Source organism: Actinomycetospora soli, from assembly GCF_021026295.1.
Taxonomy (GTDB): Bacteria; Actinomycetota; Actinomycetes; order Mycobacteriales; family Pseudonocardiaceae; genus Actinomycetospora; species Actinomycetospora soli.
In genome coordinates, this window is the sequence record NZ_JAJNDA010000035.1 from 1 (window position 1) to 15,300 (window position 15,300).

Genomic DNA, 15,300 nt, shown 5'->3' on the forward strand with positions numbered 1-15,300 from the left:
AGACGGTCATCCGGCAGGCGTTCGACATCGTCGGCAAGGGCTCGACCGTGGTGATGGTCAGCCAGGCGAACGCGGCGAACAACACCATCCAGCTGCCCAGCGCCCTCATGGTCCGCAGCGAGAAGGTGCTCCGGGGCGCCCAGTTCGGGTCGTGCAACCCGCACCACGACATCCCGCGCCTGCTGCGGCTGTGGAACAAGGGCAGCCTGAAGCTCGACGAGCTCGTCACCAAGCAGTACACCCTCGACCAGGTCAACGAGGGCTACCAGGACCTGCGCGACGGCAAGATCATCCGTGGGGTCGTGGTGCACGGCTGACCCGTCGTCGGCGGCAGCCCGGACCTGCCCGGACGCCTCCGACACGGGGGCGTCCGGGGACCGGGTCAGACGTGGCCGAGGGCGAGCATGGCCTCGGCGACGCGGAGGAAGCCGGCGATGTTGGCCCCGGCGACGTAGTCGCCCGGGCTGCCGTACTCCTCGGCGGTCTCCAGGCACCGGTCGTGGACCGCGCGCATGATCTCGCCCAGTCGCTGCTCGGTCTGCTCGAACGTCCAGACGTCACGGGCGGCGTTCTGCTGCATCTCCAGTGCACTGGTGGCGACGCCGCCGGCGTTCGCCGCCTTGCCGGGGGCGAACGATATCCCGGCGTCGCGCAGCACCCGGATGGCGCCGGGGGTGGTGGGCATGTTCGCGCCCTCGGCGACGACCCGGCAGCCGTGGCCCGCCAGCTGTTCGGCGCCCGCCTCGTCGAGCTCGTTCTGCGTCGCGCACGGCAGGGCCACGTCGCAGGGGACGGACCAGATCGACTCGCCCTCGACGTACCGGACCTTGCCTCCCCGGGCGTCGGCGTAGTCGGACACCCGACCCCGCCGCTGCTCCTTGATCTCCCGGAGCAGGTCGAGGTCGATGCCGTCCTCGTCGACGACGAAGCCGCCCGAGTCCGAGCAGGCGACCACGCTGCCCCCGAGCTGGTGGACCTTCTCGATGGCGTACACCGCGACGTTGCCCGATCCGGAGACCACGACCTTCGCGCCGTCGAGGGAGTCGCCGGCGGCGCGGAGCATCTCCTCGACGAAGAAGACGAGCCCGTACCCCGTCGCCTCGGTCCGCACCTGGGACCCGCCCCAGGTCAGGCCCTTCCCGGTCAGGACGCCGAGCTCGTAGCGGTTGGTGATGCGCTTGTACTGCCCGAAGAGGTAGCCGATCTCCCGCCGACCGACGCCGGTGTCACCGGCCGGGACGTCGGTGTGCTCACCCAGGTGCCGGTACAGCTCGGTCATGAACGACTGGCAGAACCGCATGACCTCGGCGTCGGAGCGGCCCTTGGGATCGAAGTCGCTGCCGCCCTTGGCGCCACCGATCGGGAGTCCGGTCAGCGAGTTCTTGAAGATCTGCTCGAACCCGAGGAACTTGACGATCCCGAGGTACACGCTCGGGTGGAACCGCAGTCCGCCCTTGTACGGGCCCAGTGCGGAGTTGAACTCCACGCGGAACCCGCGGTTGAGCTGCGGCCGGCCGTCGTCGTCGACCCACGGCACGCGGAAGATGATCTGCCGTTCCGGTTCGCACAGTCGCCGGATGAGCGCGGTGTCCGCGAAGGCGGCGTGCTTCTCGACGACGGGTCCGAGGTTCTCGAGGACCTCGCGGACCGCCTGATGGAACTCCTCCTCGCCGGGGTTGCGCCCGACGACCTCGTCGTAGACCGCCTTCAGCCGATCGCCGGACTGCGACACAGCGTGCTCCGTTCGTCGTTGAACCGGACGTCCTGCCGGGAGACCGAGTGCCGGGACCGTAGCGCTCCGGGGTCGGGAATCCCGTCCCCGCGATGCCCGCCGGACGGAACCGGCACACGACGAGTCGGACCAGACGCCCGGGCGCGACGTGCCGTCGGGGCGCGGTCCGGCGTCGCGGGTTGGGCGGCCGAACGAGTCCTGGCATGCTCGATCCGCCGCCGCCGCGCAGAGTGGCGGGAGCTCGATCCCGGATCGGACGAGCTGAGGAGGTCACATGCCCGTCGTGTTCGACAGCGCCGACCTGGACGTGGTGAGCGCGTTCGTCCGCGACGGGTACGCGTCGGCCCGGTGGAGCCCGCGGGGAGAGCGCCGGGGCCTGCGCATCTCCCAGGAGCAGCTGTCGGGGCTCCGGCTCGAGCAGGTCACCTACCGCATGCGGATCGACGTCGACGTCGAGCCGATGGGCGGGGTGTACGTCGGGCAGGCGCTCGACGGCGAGGTGGCCTACCGCGACCGTCGCGGGGAGCGGCCCTACCGGAAGGGCGACGTCTTCCTGGTCGCCCAGCCCGACGAGGCGTTCCATGCGACCGTCGACGACTCCGACGTCCGGGCCGCGATGATCGACCCCGCCCTCCTCGACGAGGTCGCGCAGATCGGCCCGGGCGAGCGTGGCGTGCGGCTGCTCGCCCACGAACCGGTCAGCGTGGCGGCGGGTGCGGCCTGGGCGCGGGTCTACGCATCCGTCGCCTCCTCGGTGGTGGACAGTCCGGTGCTGGCGGGCAGCCCGCTCGTGCGGGCCCACACGGCCCGGTTGCTGGCCGCGGTCACCCTCGTGACGTTCCCGCACACCGCGCGAGTCGGCCCCACGCCGGTCGACGACCACGACGCGCATCCGGACACGCTGCGGCGGGCCGTCGCGTTCATCGAGTCCCACCCCGATCGGCCCCTCGGCGTCGCCGATGTCGCCGCGGCCGCCTTCGTGACCCCGCGGGCGGTGCAGCTGGCGTTCCGGCGACACCTGGACACGACGCCGATGGGCTACCTGCAGAAGGTGCGGCTCGATCGAGCCCACCGCGACCTGATCGCGGCGGACCCGGCCCGCACGACGGTCACCGAGGTCGCCACGCGCTGGGGCTTCGGGCACCCGTCGCGGTTCGCGACCTCCTACCGGGCCGCGTACGGGGTGCCGCCGAGCCGGACCCTGCGCGAACGGCGTTGAGACGCGGGGCGCTCGGCGGAGAAGGCGCGGTACGCCGCGTTCGCGGCGACGAACACGTGGTCGCGCCCGTGGACCGTGCCGACGACGACCGGCAGTTGCTCGAACGCCTGAGCGACCGACCGTCGTCTCCGCGTCCTGCGACGTCGCGGCTCTCGGACATGACGCACCCTCCCACGCGAGTCGGAACCAGGCGTCGATCACCGGGAGGGCCGCAGCCGTCGCCTCTCGTCACGGGTTGCCGGGCGGCCTCGCGATCCGTGCCGTCGCGCGTCCGAGGTCTTCGCCGGGTGGACGGCGCGCGGGCCCGCTCATCCGGGGACGCACCCGACGCCGAGCCGACCTCGTGACCTCGGCCCACCTCCGGTGCCGTGCCACGGACGGAGGGGAGGGAGCCGTCAGACGTCGAGTGCGTCGATCGGCCGCCGGGGGGGCGAGGTGTTCGAGTCCGTGGCGGCGCAACAGGGTCCGGACAGCGGGAGCCCAGGCGGGGCCGAGTCGGGCCGAGGCGAGCAGGTCGAGGTCGACGAGCACGTCATCGGGGGAGCCGGAGCGGACGGTGCCCTCCGTGACGACGGCGATCTCGTCGGCCCAGCGGTGTGCGAGGTCGACGTCGTGCGTGGAGAGCACGATGGTGGTGCCCGCGGCGTGCAGGTCCCCGAGCGTGGTCAGCGTGTCCTCGACGGCGGCGGGATCCAGACCGGCGGTGGGTTCGTCGAGCACGAGCAGCCGCGGTCGCATGGCCACGGCGCCGGCGATGGTCACCCGCTTCTTCTGCCCCGTCGAGAGCAGGTGCGGCGGCCGGTCGGCGAGGTCGCCGATCTGCAGGGCCTCGAGCGCGGCGGCGACCCGCGCCCGGATCTCGTCGCGGTCGAGTCCGAGGTTGATCGGGCCGAACGAGACGTCCTGGGCCACGGTCGCGGCGAACAGCTGGTCGTCGGGGTCCTGCAGGACCAACTGGACCTGCCGTCGGAGCTCGATCAGCGCGCGCCGGGAGCGGGACACGCGGGTGCCGAGGACCTCGACCAGTCCGCGGTCGGGGGTCAGCGCCCCCGCGAGCAGGCGGAACGCGGTGGTCTTCCCGCCACCGTTGGGGCCGAGGACCGCGAGGCGGACACCACGGCGCACCGCGAGATCCGCACCCCGCAGCACGGGCCGTCCGGGTTCGTAGGCGAAGTGCACGTCGCTCAGCCGACCGAGGACGTCGTCGCTCACGTGGTCACCGCTCGCAGCCAGAGGCTGGCCGCGATCACGATCGTCAGCACGGCAGTCGTCGCGGCGAGGAAGCGCACCGAGACCGGGGGCGATCCGACGTCGACGGTGAGGTTCCCGTCGTAGCCCCGCAGGGCGAGTCCCTCGTCGAGCCTGCGCGCCCGGTCGAAGGCACGGACGAAGACCGTCGAGGCCTGACCGGCGGCGGAGCGCATCGTGGCGCGCCACGAGACGAATCCGAGCCGCATGGCCTGTGCCTCCCGTGTGGTGGCCGCCGTGTCGAGCAACCCGAACAGCAGGCGGTACATCAGAGCAGCCACCTCGGTGACCGCGGCCGGCACCCCCAGGCGGGTCAGGCGGGGGAGGATGTCGGCGAGCGGGGTGGTGGCCGCGAACAGCAGCAGGCACAGCGTGGCGGCGAGCGACCGAGCGGCGAGTTCGGCTGCCCGCGGCAGGCCCTCGGGTGCCCACCGCACCACGCCGGGTCCACCGACCGCCACCAGCAGCGGCAGCGAGCCGATCGTGATGAAGGCCGCCGGGCCCGCGGCGAGCTCGAGGACCTGGCGGGCCCCGACGCGGGCGGGCCCGAGGAGCAGGGCGAGGGCGACGATCCCGACGACGAGGGCCCCGGGCCACGGCGGCAGGCCGACCGCGCAGCCGAGCAGCCCCAGCCCGAGCAACGCCTTCTCCCCGGGATGGCGCAGCCGCCAGGGACCGGTCGCGGCGAGGGTGTCCAGCCGGCTCATGCGGCCCGGTCGGACTCCGGAGGCGTCGGGTCCTCGACGTCGTCCCGCTCACCCTGCAGGCGCCGGCGCGTCCGGACGACGCCGAAGCAGTAGCCGAGCACGCCCGCCCCGAGGGCGGCCTGGAGCGCGAACAGACCCGACTCGACCTCGCCCGACGGCGGCTCGAACAACGAGGAGAACCACGGTTCGTACGCCGGGGCGACCTCGGTGATACCGGTCTCGGCCTGCGCGTCCGCTCCCGAGAACGGTTCCTCGCCACGACCGAGACCGAGCACCAGGGGAGCGGCGACGATGATCACGACGAGAGCCACCAGGAGCAGGTTGATGCGGCTGAAGCGGCTCACGGTCGGCTCTCCTGCGGGGTCGCGGGCGTGGTGGTCTCGTCACGGCGGCGCAGGACGCCGAGGCGGAGGAGCTCCTTCGGGCTGTTGCGGACGAGCAGCCGCACGACCAGCACCGTGAGCAGACCCTCGGCGACGGCCAGGGGAATCTGGGTGATCGCGAAGATGCCGCCGAACTTCGCGATCGAGCCGACGACGCCCGAGACCGGGTCGGGGAAGGCGAGCGCGAGCTGGACGCTGGTGACGCAGTACGTCGAGAGGTCGGCGAGCATCGCGGCGAGGAACACCGCGATCGACAGCCCGAACCGCCGGGTCAGGCGGTAGACGCCGTAGCCGATCCAGGGTCCGGCGATGGCCATGGAGAAGGCGTTCGCGCCCAGCGTGGTGAGCCCGCCGTGGGCGAGCAGCAACGCCTGGAAGAGCAGCACGATCGTCCCGAGAACCGCCATGATCGGTGGACGGAACAACACGGTCCCGAGTCCCGTACCGGTGGGATGCGAGGACGACCCGGTCACCGAAGGAATCTTCAGCGCGGAGAGCACGAAGGTGAACGCGCCCGCCGCGCCGAGGAGGAGCTTGGAGTCGGGGTCCTCGCGGACCTGCCGCACCATCGCGCGGGCACCGTGGACCACGAACGGCGCGGCGACGACGGTCCACGCTGCCGCATGGACCGGCGGAAGGTAACCCTCGGCGATGTGCACCGCTGATCCTCCGTGAGCAGGGTTCGGAGCGTGGTCCCGGAAGGAACCGGACGAACCCTAGAGACACGAACGATCACCCACAAGCCTCACCAGGTGTTCAGGTATCGACACGAGGGCGGCGCCCGGTGCCGCTCCGGCCGCCTCACCCGTGCCCGTGCCGACGTCAGTGGCACGAAGCGCCCTGTGGGTGCCGCGGTGCCACTGACATCGCGGGGACCAGCGGCCGGACAGGAAGAAAGCCCCGGCCGAGATGGCCAGGGCTTCCGTGGTGTGCGCGGTCCCTCGTGCTGCCGTCTTCGAGCACGTCAACACCGCGCACTACCTGACCATCGGCGACCACGCGAACTGGGCGTTCTGGAACTGGATCAACGCTCCCGCCGGAACCACAGCCGACCGGGGCGGGCACGAGTACGTCATCGTCGAGAGCCATGTCCACTACCTCGACGAGCTCGCTCTCGGCGCCTCGGTGGAGGTGTCGACCCAGCTCCTCGACGTGGACGCGAAGCGCTACGTCCTCTTCCACCGGATCTGGCAGGTCGGCGACGAGAAGGTCCTGGCCGCGACGAACGAGGTGAAGTTCCTCGCCTTCGACCTCGTATCGCGCCGTGCCGAGGCATGGCTGCCGAAGGTCGCCGAGCGGCTGGGACGAGTGCGAGCTGCGCACGAGCACGTCGACCGTCCCGCGTCGGCCGGGAACGGCATCGCCATCGCTCGACGGTGACCGTCGGACCGCCCGCGGAGGTCACCTGCCATGAGATCACCGCCCGCGAACGAGAGCTACCGGACAGTGCACCCGGTCGACCAGATCGACCGGGTCGGAGAGCCGACGCCTGAGCAGGCCTCCTTCGGTCGATGTGGTGACGAGTAATGAGGCGCCTGCGGACTCCTCGATCAGCACGTCCGTCAGGTCTCCGGTCCGGCACGCCGTGACGGTCCTGACCTCGGGGAAGGCACGGTGCATGCGGGCGACCGACGTCACGTGCTGTTCCCACAAGGCGCCCTGGTCGTCGGCGATCGGCGCGAGTTCGTCCACCACCCGCCCACACGACGTCGGTGGGGTCACCTGGACCGCGGTGAGCGCGACATCGCGTTGCGCAGCTGCAGCGAAGGCGAATTCGAGCGCGGCGTGCGGCATCGCGCCGCGCGAACCCACGACCACGCGGCCCGCTGCGCGCCTGCGGCCCGAACGGGGACGGGACCACCGGTCCTCGGAGTCGGAGCGCAGTCGGACGACGACCAGGGGGCACGAGGCGGGGACGACGCCACCCGGGCGCACGAGCCCGCGTGCCCAGGGATGTGCTCGAAGGAGCCCGGCGCCGATCACGACGAGTTCGGCGGATCGACCCGACATCGAGGGAACCGTGCCGCCGTCGACACGCCGAGCGTTCACCGCGATGCTCGGTGCGACGACTCTGGCGAGGCCCACCGCTTCCTCGAGGACGAGATCGGAGCTCCCGGACAGCGCTGGGCCTCGGGGCGTCCGTCGCTGGTCGGAGAGTGCGAGCGCGCGATCCGCGTGCACGATCTCCAATCGACGCGAACGTGCCTCGGCTTCCGCCGCCGCCCATTCCACGGCTTCGCGTCCGCCGCGAGAGCCGTCGGCGCCGACGATCACTGCCGAGCGGGCGTTGCTGGACACAGGAGCTCTCCGATCTGCGGACCCACGAGGGGACCGCACCCGGGCGTCGATCGGGTTCGCGACGCCGGATGTGTTCTCCTCCAGCGTCACTCGAACAGCGCGACGATGCGCTGTCCGTTCCGACATGTCGGTGGCGCTCGATTGCCCGATGCCACAGCCGCCGCCGGCGTTCCCCGGGGATCGCAGCGCTCGTCGTCAGTCGGTCGGCGACATGGGCCGGCCGTAGGGGCGCACCCGACGGACCGTCACCGAGAGCGTCCGGTCGCCCGGCAGCCGACACAGACGGGACTCGCCTTCGCGTGCGCCGAGGAGCGCGCTCCCGATCGGTGACGCGGACGAATACACCTCGACGTTCGCCGACGCGGGCACGTCCCCGTCGGCGAGCAGGAAGGTCTCGTCGTCCGGCGCGTCCCCGAAGCGCACCGTGAGTACCATTCCGGCCTCGACGACGCCGTCATCCGGGGGCGCGTTCCCGATGTCCGCCGTGAGCAGGAGCTCCTGCAGATGGCGTATCCGTCGTTCCCGCCAGCGACGCCGGGCCCAGGCGTCCGTGTCGTCCTCGGGCCCGGTGTCCGCCCGGTGGATGAGGAGCAGCCGGTCGAGTTCGTCGCGGAGCAGCTCACACCCGTACGGACTCAACCAGGCCCGACCGTTCGTCGTCATGCAGGGCACCTCCCGGGATGGCGGACCCCGCCGACGGCGGGGAGACGGACGTCAACACGTGCTCTGTGCCCGCGCCGTCACTGCTCTCGTCGTCCGGGACGATCATCAGAGGACAGGGACAGTGGGTCAGCAGGGCGACGAGGTCCTGCGTTCGCTGTGACCGCAGCGAGGAGCACCTCGGTGATCCCACGAGAACCAATTGCGCTCGTGCGCCCATCCGACGGAGGGTGGGTAACAGCTCCGCGGTCGGCAGGACCTGCATCGCGTCGGACCGGTCGTCCGGTGGCGTCCGGGTTGACCCGGTGTCGCGCGGGGCGGAGGGATCGGTCTCGCTCACGACGATCAGGGAGGCTCGCCGACGGACGGCGGCCGCACAGGCGGTCTCGATGGTCCGTCGGCCGCCGCCATGAGCGACGCCGACCACGACCGGCCGGTGCGAGGGGGTCGAGACCCATGCTCCGGTGTGTCTGGGAGGGACGAGTACCACCGGGCAGTCGACGCGGCCGACGATCCCGGCGGCCGTCCGCCCTTCGGACGGACCACCGTCCGACCGGCGGCGCCCACCCAGGACGAGCAGGTCCGCGCCACGGGTGAGTCGGGCCAGGGTCGGCGTGACGGGGCCCTGCTCCCGGATCACGGTGGTCGCCACGTCGCGTGCCACGGCGGCGGCCGTGGCCAAGGCACGGTGCAACCACGCGCGTGACGGTCCGACGCCCGGCTCCTCGAAGCCCCGGACGTGGACCAGCCGGAGCTCCACTCCTCGATGAGCCGCCTCGGCGGCGCCCCAACTGACCGCTGCCAGCACGCCGAGGGAGTGGTCCACGCCCACCAGGACCGCTCCATGTCCTCGTGGTCGTGACCTCGTTGCACCCACGGTCGCCTCCCCTCCGCTCGTGGCCTCCGTAGCGGCCGGACTGCCTGACCAGGATGAGCGGGAGACTCCACTGACCCCTTGTCCTGCGGCGACAAGTTGGTGTGCCGTTGTTGTGGCTTGCACCAAGGGGACGTCAGCCGTCGTCGTCCGTCGCGGCGAGCGCGATGAACATGGCGAGGCGCTGTTCAGGACGATCCATGGCGAGGTGGGTGGCCGTGCTCATCTTCCGTAACCGGTACCGCACGGTGTTCGGATGGACGCCGAGTGCGGTGGCCGCTTCGAGGACGTCGCCGTGGGCGGCGAGCCAGGCCCGCAGGGTGGCGATGTAGCGGGTGCCGTGCTCCGCGTCGTGCCGTCGGAGCTCCACGGCGGGTCCTCGTTCGGGTACGCGCCCGTCGCTCGCGACCGCACGCAGGCGACGCAGCAGGATCCGGTCCCAGGACTCGTCGTACGCGAACGGAGGTGCGTCCGGATGGGCGACGTGCAACGCCAGCGCCTCATCGGCCTCCCGGCGGCTCGCGGGGAGGGTCGTCGGATCGGCGGGCGCTCCGATGCCTGCTCGTAGCGAGAGGTGGGAGGGCATCGCAGCGCGCACCGATTCGATCCAGGCACGCGCCTCCACCAACGTGTCGTCGCGCGTGGGCAGGACGGTGTAGACGGTGTTGGCGAACAGGGCGCTGCGGCCCCATCGGGACCAGCCGAAGCCCGTGGTGACGTGTTCGAAGACGAGGAGGATCCCGGCATGCTGCTCGTCGTCGACGTGCGCCTGCAGGGCGACGGCCCGGAGCGTCGTCGGGCCGAGCCCGAGCTGGCTGATCATCGCTCGGCCGTCCCCGGACCCCTCGAGCAGGCGGCTCACGAGATCGGACTCGACCTGGCGCTCGAGGTCGGCGCTCGCCCTCGAGCGAAGCAGGTGCAGGGCAGCGGTGCGAGCGCCGTCCTCGAGGACCTGGCGCCGGCGCTCGTCGAACGGGCCCGCCGACTCCACCCACAACGAGCCGAGCAGTTCTCGTCCTGCCCGAACGGCCACGACCATGCGCCCCCCGAGGCCGTGCGCGGGCGAGGGTTCGACGAACAGCGGTCGGTCCGAGGAGGCGAGGTGCCCGAAGACCCCGCGGTCGGCGAACACGGCGCGGATGGGCTCGGGCAGGCGGCGACCGAGGATAGTCTCGGAACGTACGGCGTCCACGGTGCCGTCGAGGCTGGAGTACGCGAGGACGCGGGAGAGCTGGTCCTCGATCACCACGGGTCCACCCACGGAGGAGGCCAGCGTGTCGGCCAGGGCGAACAGATCGGTGGGACCGCGACCTGCCTCGGTCTCCCGACCTTCGAGCACCAGCCCGTAGGCGAGTCCGGTCAGGTGGCTCCAGGACACCTCGGGGTCCGCGCGCAGGATCGCGACGCCGGCGTCCTCGGCGCACCGCCGAACCGCCGGATCCAGGGGTGCGGATGCTCGCAGGAGAGCGACGGCCGCGCGCGCCCGCATGGCGAGCCGGACCGCCTCTCGTGGCTCGTCGACACCGATCGCGAGGAACACGTCGCCGGTGCTGACCCGCGATTCGGTGCTGTCGTGGACGACCAGACTCCGCAGCAGCACCTCTCGCGAACCGGGACAGCACACCAGCCGTGTCCCACTGCCCGCGAGGGCGTTGACCAGGCGGTTCAGGGTGATCATGTGCTAGTCCAGCCGTCCCGGTGACTCATCGGCTCCTGGTGGGCTCAGGCCGACGTGGCCTGCCACATCCAGTGGGCCCGCTCCAAGGCGGCAGTCTGAGTGATCAGCAGGTCCTGGGTGACCGGGTCGTGTTCTCCGGTGATCCCGATCCGCCGACGCATCCGTGAGATCAACGAGGCGAGGAGGGCGGACACGGTGTCGTTGACCTCCTCGACGGGGAGTCGCCCCTCCTCGACGGGCGCGATCCCCGAGGTCTTCGCGATCGTCGAGGCACGGCCGTCCGGCGCGACACCCAGAGCGGCACAGCGCTCGGCGACGTCGTCGGTGTGCGTGCGTGCGAGGCTCACGAGTTCGTCGAGGTGCAGGTGGCAGTCGCGGAAGGTGGGTCCGACGACGTTCCAGTGCGCCTGCTTGGCGACCAACGACAGGTCGATGAGGTCGACGAGTGTGTCCTGCAGGACGTTGCCGACGATCAGCCGTCCGGTGGGTGCGAGCGGGCTGACGATCGGGTCTGCCGCCATCGTGATCTCCTCCTGGTCCTGCATGGATGTACGGGCATCCAACCCGGCTCCGAGGTCGGGTCGATGTCCGTGCACGTGATGAGTGCGTGACCGAGCATGTCTGTGACCGGCGCGAGCAGCTTGTCGCAGATGAACAAGTCTCCGCCGCATGTTTGGCCTGTGCGACAGCCCGGTCCGCTGCGGGTTGGAGGGTGATGCCCCGGGACGCCTTCTTCGCTCCGTTCCGGCAATGCCTGCGGCTCTTCTGGACTTGTGACGGTCCGACAAGGATCGGTCCTCGGCTTGTCACCGCCCGACAGGTCGATCCGTCGGCATCTCGGACACGGTCGAGGGGCGTCATCCAGTCCCTTGGAGGTGGCATGGACGTGTCGAGGAGCAGCACCGCCCCACGGAGCGCGGTGGTCGTCGGCGCCGGCATCGTCGGCCTGAGCACGGCGTGGTTCCTGCAGGATCGAGGGGTCCACGTGACGGTCGTCGAACGGGACGAGGTCGGTGCCGGGGCGTCCTGGGGCAATGCCGGCTACCTCTCACCGGCCCTGTCCACGCCGTTGACGGCTCCCCATGTCCTCGGTGAGGGGCTGCGAGGTCTGGTTGACCGAGGTGCGCCGCTGAGCATCCCGCTCCGCGTCGACCCACGGCTCTGGGGATTCCTGCTCCGGTTCGCCTCCCACTGCCGCACCGGATACTGGCGTCGGGCCGTCCGGCACCACCTACCGCTCCTCGAGGAGTGTCTACGGGCCTTCGACACGCTGACCGCAGACGGCGTCGGCGCCGAGACACATCGCGCCCCGGTGGTGGCGGGGTTCGAGTCGGCGCGTGCAGCCGCGGCGATGGCCCGGGAGCTCACGGGCCTACAGCGGCTCGGCGCCTCCGTCGACTTCGACGAGCTCGGACGTCGTGAGGCGTCGTCGTTGCGGCCCCAGTTCTCCGAACGCATCGCGGCCGCAGTGCGGATCGACGGTCAGCGCTTCCTCGATCCCGGCCGGTTCGTCGACCAGCTGGCCCACTCCGTGGTCGGTCGCGGCGCGTGCATCCACCCACGCTTCGCGGTCACGAGCATCGTCGCCGAGCGCGATCGGGTCGTCGTCCGTCCCGACGCGGGGCCCTCGGTGACCGCGGACGTGGCCGTGGTGGCCACGGGGGCGTGGCTCGACGACCTGGGTCGATCGCGCGGTGTGCGCCCCCGGGTGCGGGCCGGTCGTGGTTACTCGTTCCACGTTCCCACCGACGCCCCGGTGGACGGCCCGATCTACCTCCCGGGCGTGCGTGTCGCGTGTACCCCGTACCAGGACGGGCTCCGGATCGCGGGCACGATGGAGTTCAGGGACATCGACGAACCGGTGGACCTCCGGCGGGTCGACGCCATCGTCGACTCGGTCCGACCGCTGATCGCGGGGGCCCGGTGGCGCGAGCGCGGCCCTGCTTGGGTGGGGGCCCGGCCGGTCACCGCCGACGCGCTCCCGGTCATCGGTGCGACGCGACAGCCCGGGGTCTTCGTCGCCGGGGGACACGGCATGTGGGGTGTCACGTTCGGCCCGGTCACCGGTCGGCTGCTGGCGGAGCACATCACCACCGGGAAGCAACCGCCCGAGCTGGCCCCCTTCGATCCGCTGCGTGGCCGGGCCGGTTGACGGTGAGGGGCATCGGGCCGACGGACGACGCGGAGGCGGTGATCCCGCGCCTCCCGGCGCAGGACATCGGGAGCCCGGTCGCGCCCGGCCTCAGGAGGACCGCAGCCGACTCGCGGACTCCGTGTGGGCGGCGAGTTCGGCGACCAGCATGTCGGCGGTGTGGTGCAGCTGCGGTATGGCGGTCTCGATGAGCTCGTCGGTCATTCTCGTGGTCGGTCCGGAGATCGAGACGGCGGCCGGGAGCGAGCCGCGGAGCGCGACGGCGACGCAGCGGACACCGAGCTCCTGCTCGCCCTCGTCGAGGGCGTAGCCCTGGCGTCGTACCTGGTCGAGTTCCTGCTCGAAGGCGGGATGTCGGTCAGGGTGTCGTCCGTGTGGGCGGTCATGTCGGTCCGCCTCAGGATGTCGCGGACGCGCTCGGAGGGCATGGTGGCGAGCAGTGCCTTGCCGATCGCGGTGCAGTGGGGAGAGACCCGGCGTCCGACCTCGGTGAACATGCGCATGGAGTGGCGCCCCGGGGCCTGGGCCACGTAGACGACCTGGGCGCCCTCCAGGAGCGCGAGGTTGGCGCTCTCGCCGAGCCGATCGACCAGTTCGACGAGCCGTGGTTGGGCCCAGGTGCCCACGAGCGCCCCGGCCATCTCGCCGAGGCGCACGAGCCGTGGCCCGAGCACGTAGTCCCGCTCCGGCGGCCCGCACGCGGCCCGGTTCGAGGGTCGGTCGGAAGATGCTGTTGCGCGTGCTCCGCGCAGCCCGTACCGATTTCAGTGGCTCATCCCAATCGGGGGTGTAGGAGTTGGGGTCTGAAGCCGCCGGTCTCGAGCAGGCTTCGGGCGATGTAGTTGGTCAGGTTGCGGAACCCGAGTGCGGAGCCGCGCAGGTGTTCGAGCCGTCCGTTGAGCGCCTCGGTCGGCCCGTTGCTGGTGCCGGGTCGTTCTGAGCTTGCCCCCGTAGACCGGACACCCGGGTGTGGGGTCAGTGATCTTGGTCGGGGCTGGTGTGGCGGGCTTCGAACTCGACCGGTGAGAGCATTGCGATGCTAGAATGGCGTCTGATCGGGTTGTACCAGCACTCTATCCACTCGAAGATCCCGGTGGCAAGTTCGGCTCTAGTCGCCCACTTCCGGGAGTCGAGCAGTTCGAGTTGCATCGTTCCCCAGAACGATTCCATCATCGAGTTGTCGTAGCAGTCACCGATCGACCCCATCGACGGGACGATCCCGGCGTCGACCAGCCGGCGCCCGAACGCCCACGAGGTGAATTGCGACCCGTGGTCGGAGTGCAGAACGGTAGAACCGTCATCGAGCGGTTTGCGGCGAAGGATCGCCATGCCGAGTGCGTCGGTGACCAGTTCAGTGCGCATGTTGTCGTCGATCGACCACCCCACAATCCGCCGTGAGAACACATCGAGGACCGCAGCGCAGTACACCTTGCCTTCTCCGGTGTGGTGTTCGGTGATGTCGGTGACCCAGAGCCGGTCGGGGCCGGCGGCGGTGAAGTCGCGGTCGACCAGGTCCGGGTGCAGGTGCGCGGCCGGGTCGCGTCAGGTGCAGCCGCGGTTGCGTCGCCGGTAGAGCCCTTGCAGGCCGGCCTCGCGCATCAGCCGGGCGACCCGCTTGCGGTTGACCGGCTGCCCGAGCCCGAGGACGAGCTCGGCGTGCACCCGCGGGGCGCCGTAGGTGTCGCGCGAGTCGGCGTGGATCTTATCGATCACCTTGGCGAGCAACTCGTTCTCCTGGGCGCGCACGGACTTCACACCCGTGCGCCATTCGTAGTACCCCGAGAGGGAAACGTTGAGGACCCGGCAGGCCACCGCGACGTCGATGCCGTCGTCGGCGAGTTCACAGACCAGCGGGAACACTACTTTGGGAGGACGTTCTCCTTCGCGAAGTACGCCGCGGCCCGCTTGACGATCTCGAGTTCGACCTCGAGACGTTTCGTTTTCTTGCGCAGCTCAGCGAGCTCCGCGCGTTCGTCGGTGCTCAACCGCCCCTGCCCGGCGCCGTTGTCGCCGTCGTCGGCGTCGCCCTGGGCTATCCAGTTCCGCAGGCACGACTCGGAAATGTTGAGCTCCTTCGCGATCTGGGCGACCGGTTGCTCGCCCAGACGCGCGAGCTCGACCGCCCGACGCCGGAACTCAGGCGCGTGTGGGACTGGCACGAAGGTCATCCTCCCTGGCGGACCGGGTCCACCTCAGGTGAGGTGTCCGGTGGGAGGGGTCAAGCTCAGAAGTCCCTGACCGAACCGGTCAGGGCCTTCATGTGGAGGGTGCGCCGTCAGGGACTCGAACCCCGAACCCAGTGGACAGGATTCACGTCGGCTACGGTGGCCCGCCATCTGCATCTGTGCT

Annotated in this window: 16 protein-coding genes and 3 pseudogenes; 4 read left to right on the top strand and 15 right to left on the bottom strand. The window is 71.1% G+C overall.

Going from position 1 to position 15,300, the window contains the following annotated elements; translation table 11 throughout:
- Positions 1 to 317 (top strand): annotated as a pseudogene (locus LN037_RS30035) (alcohol dehydrogenase); the annotation flags it as partial.
- A 65-nt stretch (positions 318 to 382) separates the two neighbouring features.
- Here the strand turns inward: LN037_RS30035 and gdhA are convergent.
- The gene (gdhA, locus tag LN037_RS30040) at positions 383 to 1,732 is read right to left on the bottom strand and encodes an NADP-specific glutamate dehydrogenase (RefSeq protein WP_230760417.1); all 1,350 of its coding nucleotides are present in this window, start codon (positions 1,730 to 1,732) and stop codon (positions 383 to 385) included.
- A 274-nt stretch (positions 1,733 to 2,006) separates the two neighbouring features.
- Here gdhA and LN037_RS30045 point away from each other — a divergent pair, with 274 nt between their 5' ends.
- Positions 2,007 to 2,951 (top strand): helix-turn-helix transcriptional regulator, encoded by a 945-nt coding sequence (locus tag LN037_RS30045; RefSeq protein ID WP_230760419.1) that lies wholly within the window; start codon positions 2,007 to 2,009, stop codon positions 2,949 to 2,951.
- A gap of 228 nt (positions 2,952 to 3,179) precedes the next feature.
- On the opposite strand, the gene LN037_RS30050 is transcribed toward LN037_RS30045, so the two are convergent.
- The 4 genes from LN037_RS30050 to LN037_RS30065 are packed head-to-tail and all read right to left on the bottom strand — an operon-like array spanning position 3,180 to position 5,948.
- Positions 3,180 to 4,163: an energy-coupling factor ABC transporter ATP-binding protein gene (locus LN037_RS30050; protein ID WP_230760421.1), complete on the bottom strand. Its 984-nt coding sequence runs from the start codon at positions 4,161 to 4,163 to the stop codon at positions 3,180 to 3,182.
- Entirely contained in the window at positions 4,160 to 4,906 is a 747-nt protein-coding gene (gene cbiQ, locus LN037_RS30055; RefSeq protein ID WP_230760423.1) for a cobalt ECF transporter T component CbiQ, read from the bottom strand. Before cbiQ ends, LN037_RS30050 begins: the two co-directional genes overlap by 4 nt.
- Entirely contained in the window at positions 4,903 to 5,250 is a 348-nt protein-coding gene (locus tag LN037_RS30060; RefSeq protein ID WP_230760425.1) for an energy-coupling factor ABC transporter substrate-binding protein, read from the bottom strand. Before LN037_RS30060 ends, cbiQ begins: the two co-directional genes overlap by 4 nt.
- The gene (locus LN037_RS30065; RefSeq protein ID WP_230760427.1) at positions 5,247 to 5,948 is read right to left on the bottom strand and encodes an energy-coupling factor ABC transporter permease; all 702 of its coding nucleotides are present in this window, start codon (positions 5,946 to 5,948) and stop codon (positions 5,247 to 5,249) included. Before LN037_RS30065 ends, LN037_RS30060 begins: the two co-directional genes overlap by 4 nt.
- 250 nt (positions 5,949 to 6,198) lie before the next feature.
- Here LN037_RS30065 and LN037_RS30070 point away from each other — a divergent pair, with 250 nt between their 5' ends.
- Complete coding sequence (locus tag LN037_RS30070; RefSeq protein ID WP_230760429.1) at positions 6,199 to 6,669, top strand: thioesterase family protein; 471 nt, start codon at positions 6,199 to 6,201, stop codon at positions 6,667 to 6,669.
- A 36-nt stretch (positions 6,670 to 6,705) separates the two neighbouring features.
- Here the strand turns inward: LN037_RS30070 and LN037_RS30075 are convergent, their stop codons facing one another.
- The 5 genes from LN037_RS30075 to LN037_RS30090 form a co-directional block, all read right to left on the bottom strand.
- Positions 6,706 to 7,587: a universal stress protein gene (locus LN037_RS30075; RefSeq protein WP_230760431.1), complete on the bottom strand. Its 882-nt coding sequence runs from the start codon at positions 7,585 to 7,587 to the stop codon at positions 6,706 to 6,708.
- A gap of 195 nt (positions 7,588 to 7,782) precedes the next feature.
- Positions 7,783 to 8,250, bottom strand: a complete 468-nt coding sequence (locus LN037_RS30080; protein ID WP_230760433.1) for a GreA/GreB family elongation factor — start codon at positions 8,248 to 8,250, stop codon at positions 7,783 to 7,785.
- Complete coding sequence (locus tag LN037_RS34095) at positions 8,207 to 9,247, bottom strand: universal stress protein (RefSeq protein WP_372460563.1); 1,041 nt, start codon at positions 9,245 to 9,247, stop codon at positions 8,207 to 8,209. Before LN037_RS34095 ends, LN037_RS30080 begins: the two co-directional genes overlap by 44 nt.
- A gap of 10 nt (positions 9,248 to 9,257) precedes the next feature.
- A complete protein-coding gene (locus LN037_RS30085; RefSeq protein ID WP_230760435.1) occupies positions 9,258 to 10,799 on the bottom strand; it encodes a PucR family transcriptional regulator in 1,542 nt (513 codons plus the stop codon).
- Between the two features lie 44 nt (positions 10,800 to 10,843).
- Positions 10,844 to 11,320 (bottom strand): Dps family protein, encoded by a 477-nt coding sequence (locus LN037_RS30090; RefSeq protein WP_230760437.1) that lies wholly within the window; start codon positions 11,318 to 11,320, stop codon positions 10,844 to 10,846.
- Positions 11,321 to 11,679: 359 nt separating this feature from the next.
- On the opposite strand from LN037_RS30090, the gene LN037_RS30095 reads away from it, so the two are divergent.
- Positions 11,680 to 12,951 (top strand): NAD(P)/FAD-dependent oxidoreductase, encoded by a 1,272-nt coding sequence (locus tag LN037_RS30095; RefSeq protein ID WP_230760439.1) that lies wholly within the window; start codon positions 11,680 to 11,682, stop codon positions 12,949 to 12,951.
- A gap of 90 nt (positions 12,952 to 13,041) precedes the next feature.
- Here the strand turns inward: LN037_RS30095 and LN037_RS34100 are convergent.
- From LN037_RS34100 to LN037_RS30120, 5 genes and pseudogenes are all read right to left on the bottom strand, one after another.
- Positions 13,042 to 13,592 (bottom strand): annotated as a pseudogene (locus LN037_RS34100) (IclR family transcriptional regulator).
- Positions 13,593 to 13,723: 131 nt separating this feature from the next.
- Positions 13,724 to 13,888, bottom strand: a pseudogene (locus LN037_RS30105) (transposase); the annotation flags it as partial.
- A 38-nt stretch (positions 13,889 to 13,926) separates the two neighbouring features.
- Positions 13,927 to 14,475, bottom strand: coding sequence for an IS3 family transposase (locus LN037_RS30110; RefSeq protein WP_255695303.1), 549 nt, complete (start codon positions 14,473 to 14,475; stop codon positions 13,927 to 13,929).
- Positions 14,476 to 14,493: 18 nt separating this feature from the next.
- Positions 14,494 to 14,811, bottom strand: coding sequence for an IS3 family transposase (locus tag LN037_RS30115; RefSeq protein ID WP_230760441.1), 318 nt, complete (start codon positions 14,809 to 14,811; stop codon positions 14,494 to 14,496).
- On the bottom strand, positions 14,811 to 15,110 hold the full coding sequence (locus tag LN037_RS30120; protein WP_230760444.1) for a transposase: 300 nt from the start codon (positions 15,108 to 15,110) through the stop codon (positions 14,811 to 14,813). Before LN037_RS30120 ends, LN037_RS30115 begins: the two co-directional genes overlap by 1 nt.
- Positions 15,111 to 15,300 lie beyond the last annotated feature (190 nt).

Bases quoted from the DNA above. Each gene is read 5' to 3' on its own strand.
- LN037_RS30095 (WP_230760439.1), top strand. From the start codon at position 11,680: ATGGACGTGTCGAGGAGCAGCACCGCCCCACGGAGCGCGGTGGTCGTC.
- LN037_RS30045 (WP_230760419.1), top strand. From the start codon at position 2,007: ATGCCCGTCGTGTTCGACAGCGCCGACCTGGACGTGGTGAGCGCGTTC.
- LN037_RS30090 (WP_230760437.1), bottom strand. From the start codon at position 11,320: ATGGCGGCAGACCCGATCGTCAGCCCGCTCGCACCCACCGGACGGCTG.
- LN037_RS30070 (WP_230760429.1), top strand. From the start codon at position 6,199: ATGGCCAGGGCTTCCGTGGTGTGCGCGGTCCCTCGTGCTGCCGTCTTC.
- cbiQ (WP_230760423.1), bottom strand. From the start codon at position 4,906: ATGAGCCGGCTGGACACCCTCGCCGCGACCGGTCCCTGGCGGCTGCGC.
- LN037_RS30085 (WP_230760435.1), bottom strand. From the start codon at position 10,799: ATGATCACCCTGAACCGCCTGGTCAACGCCCTCGCGGGCAGTGGGACA.
- LN037_RS30080 (WP_230760433.1), bottom strand. From the start codon at position 8,250: ATGACGACGAACGGTCGGGCCTGGTTGAGTCCGTACGGGTGTGAGCTG.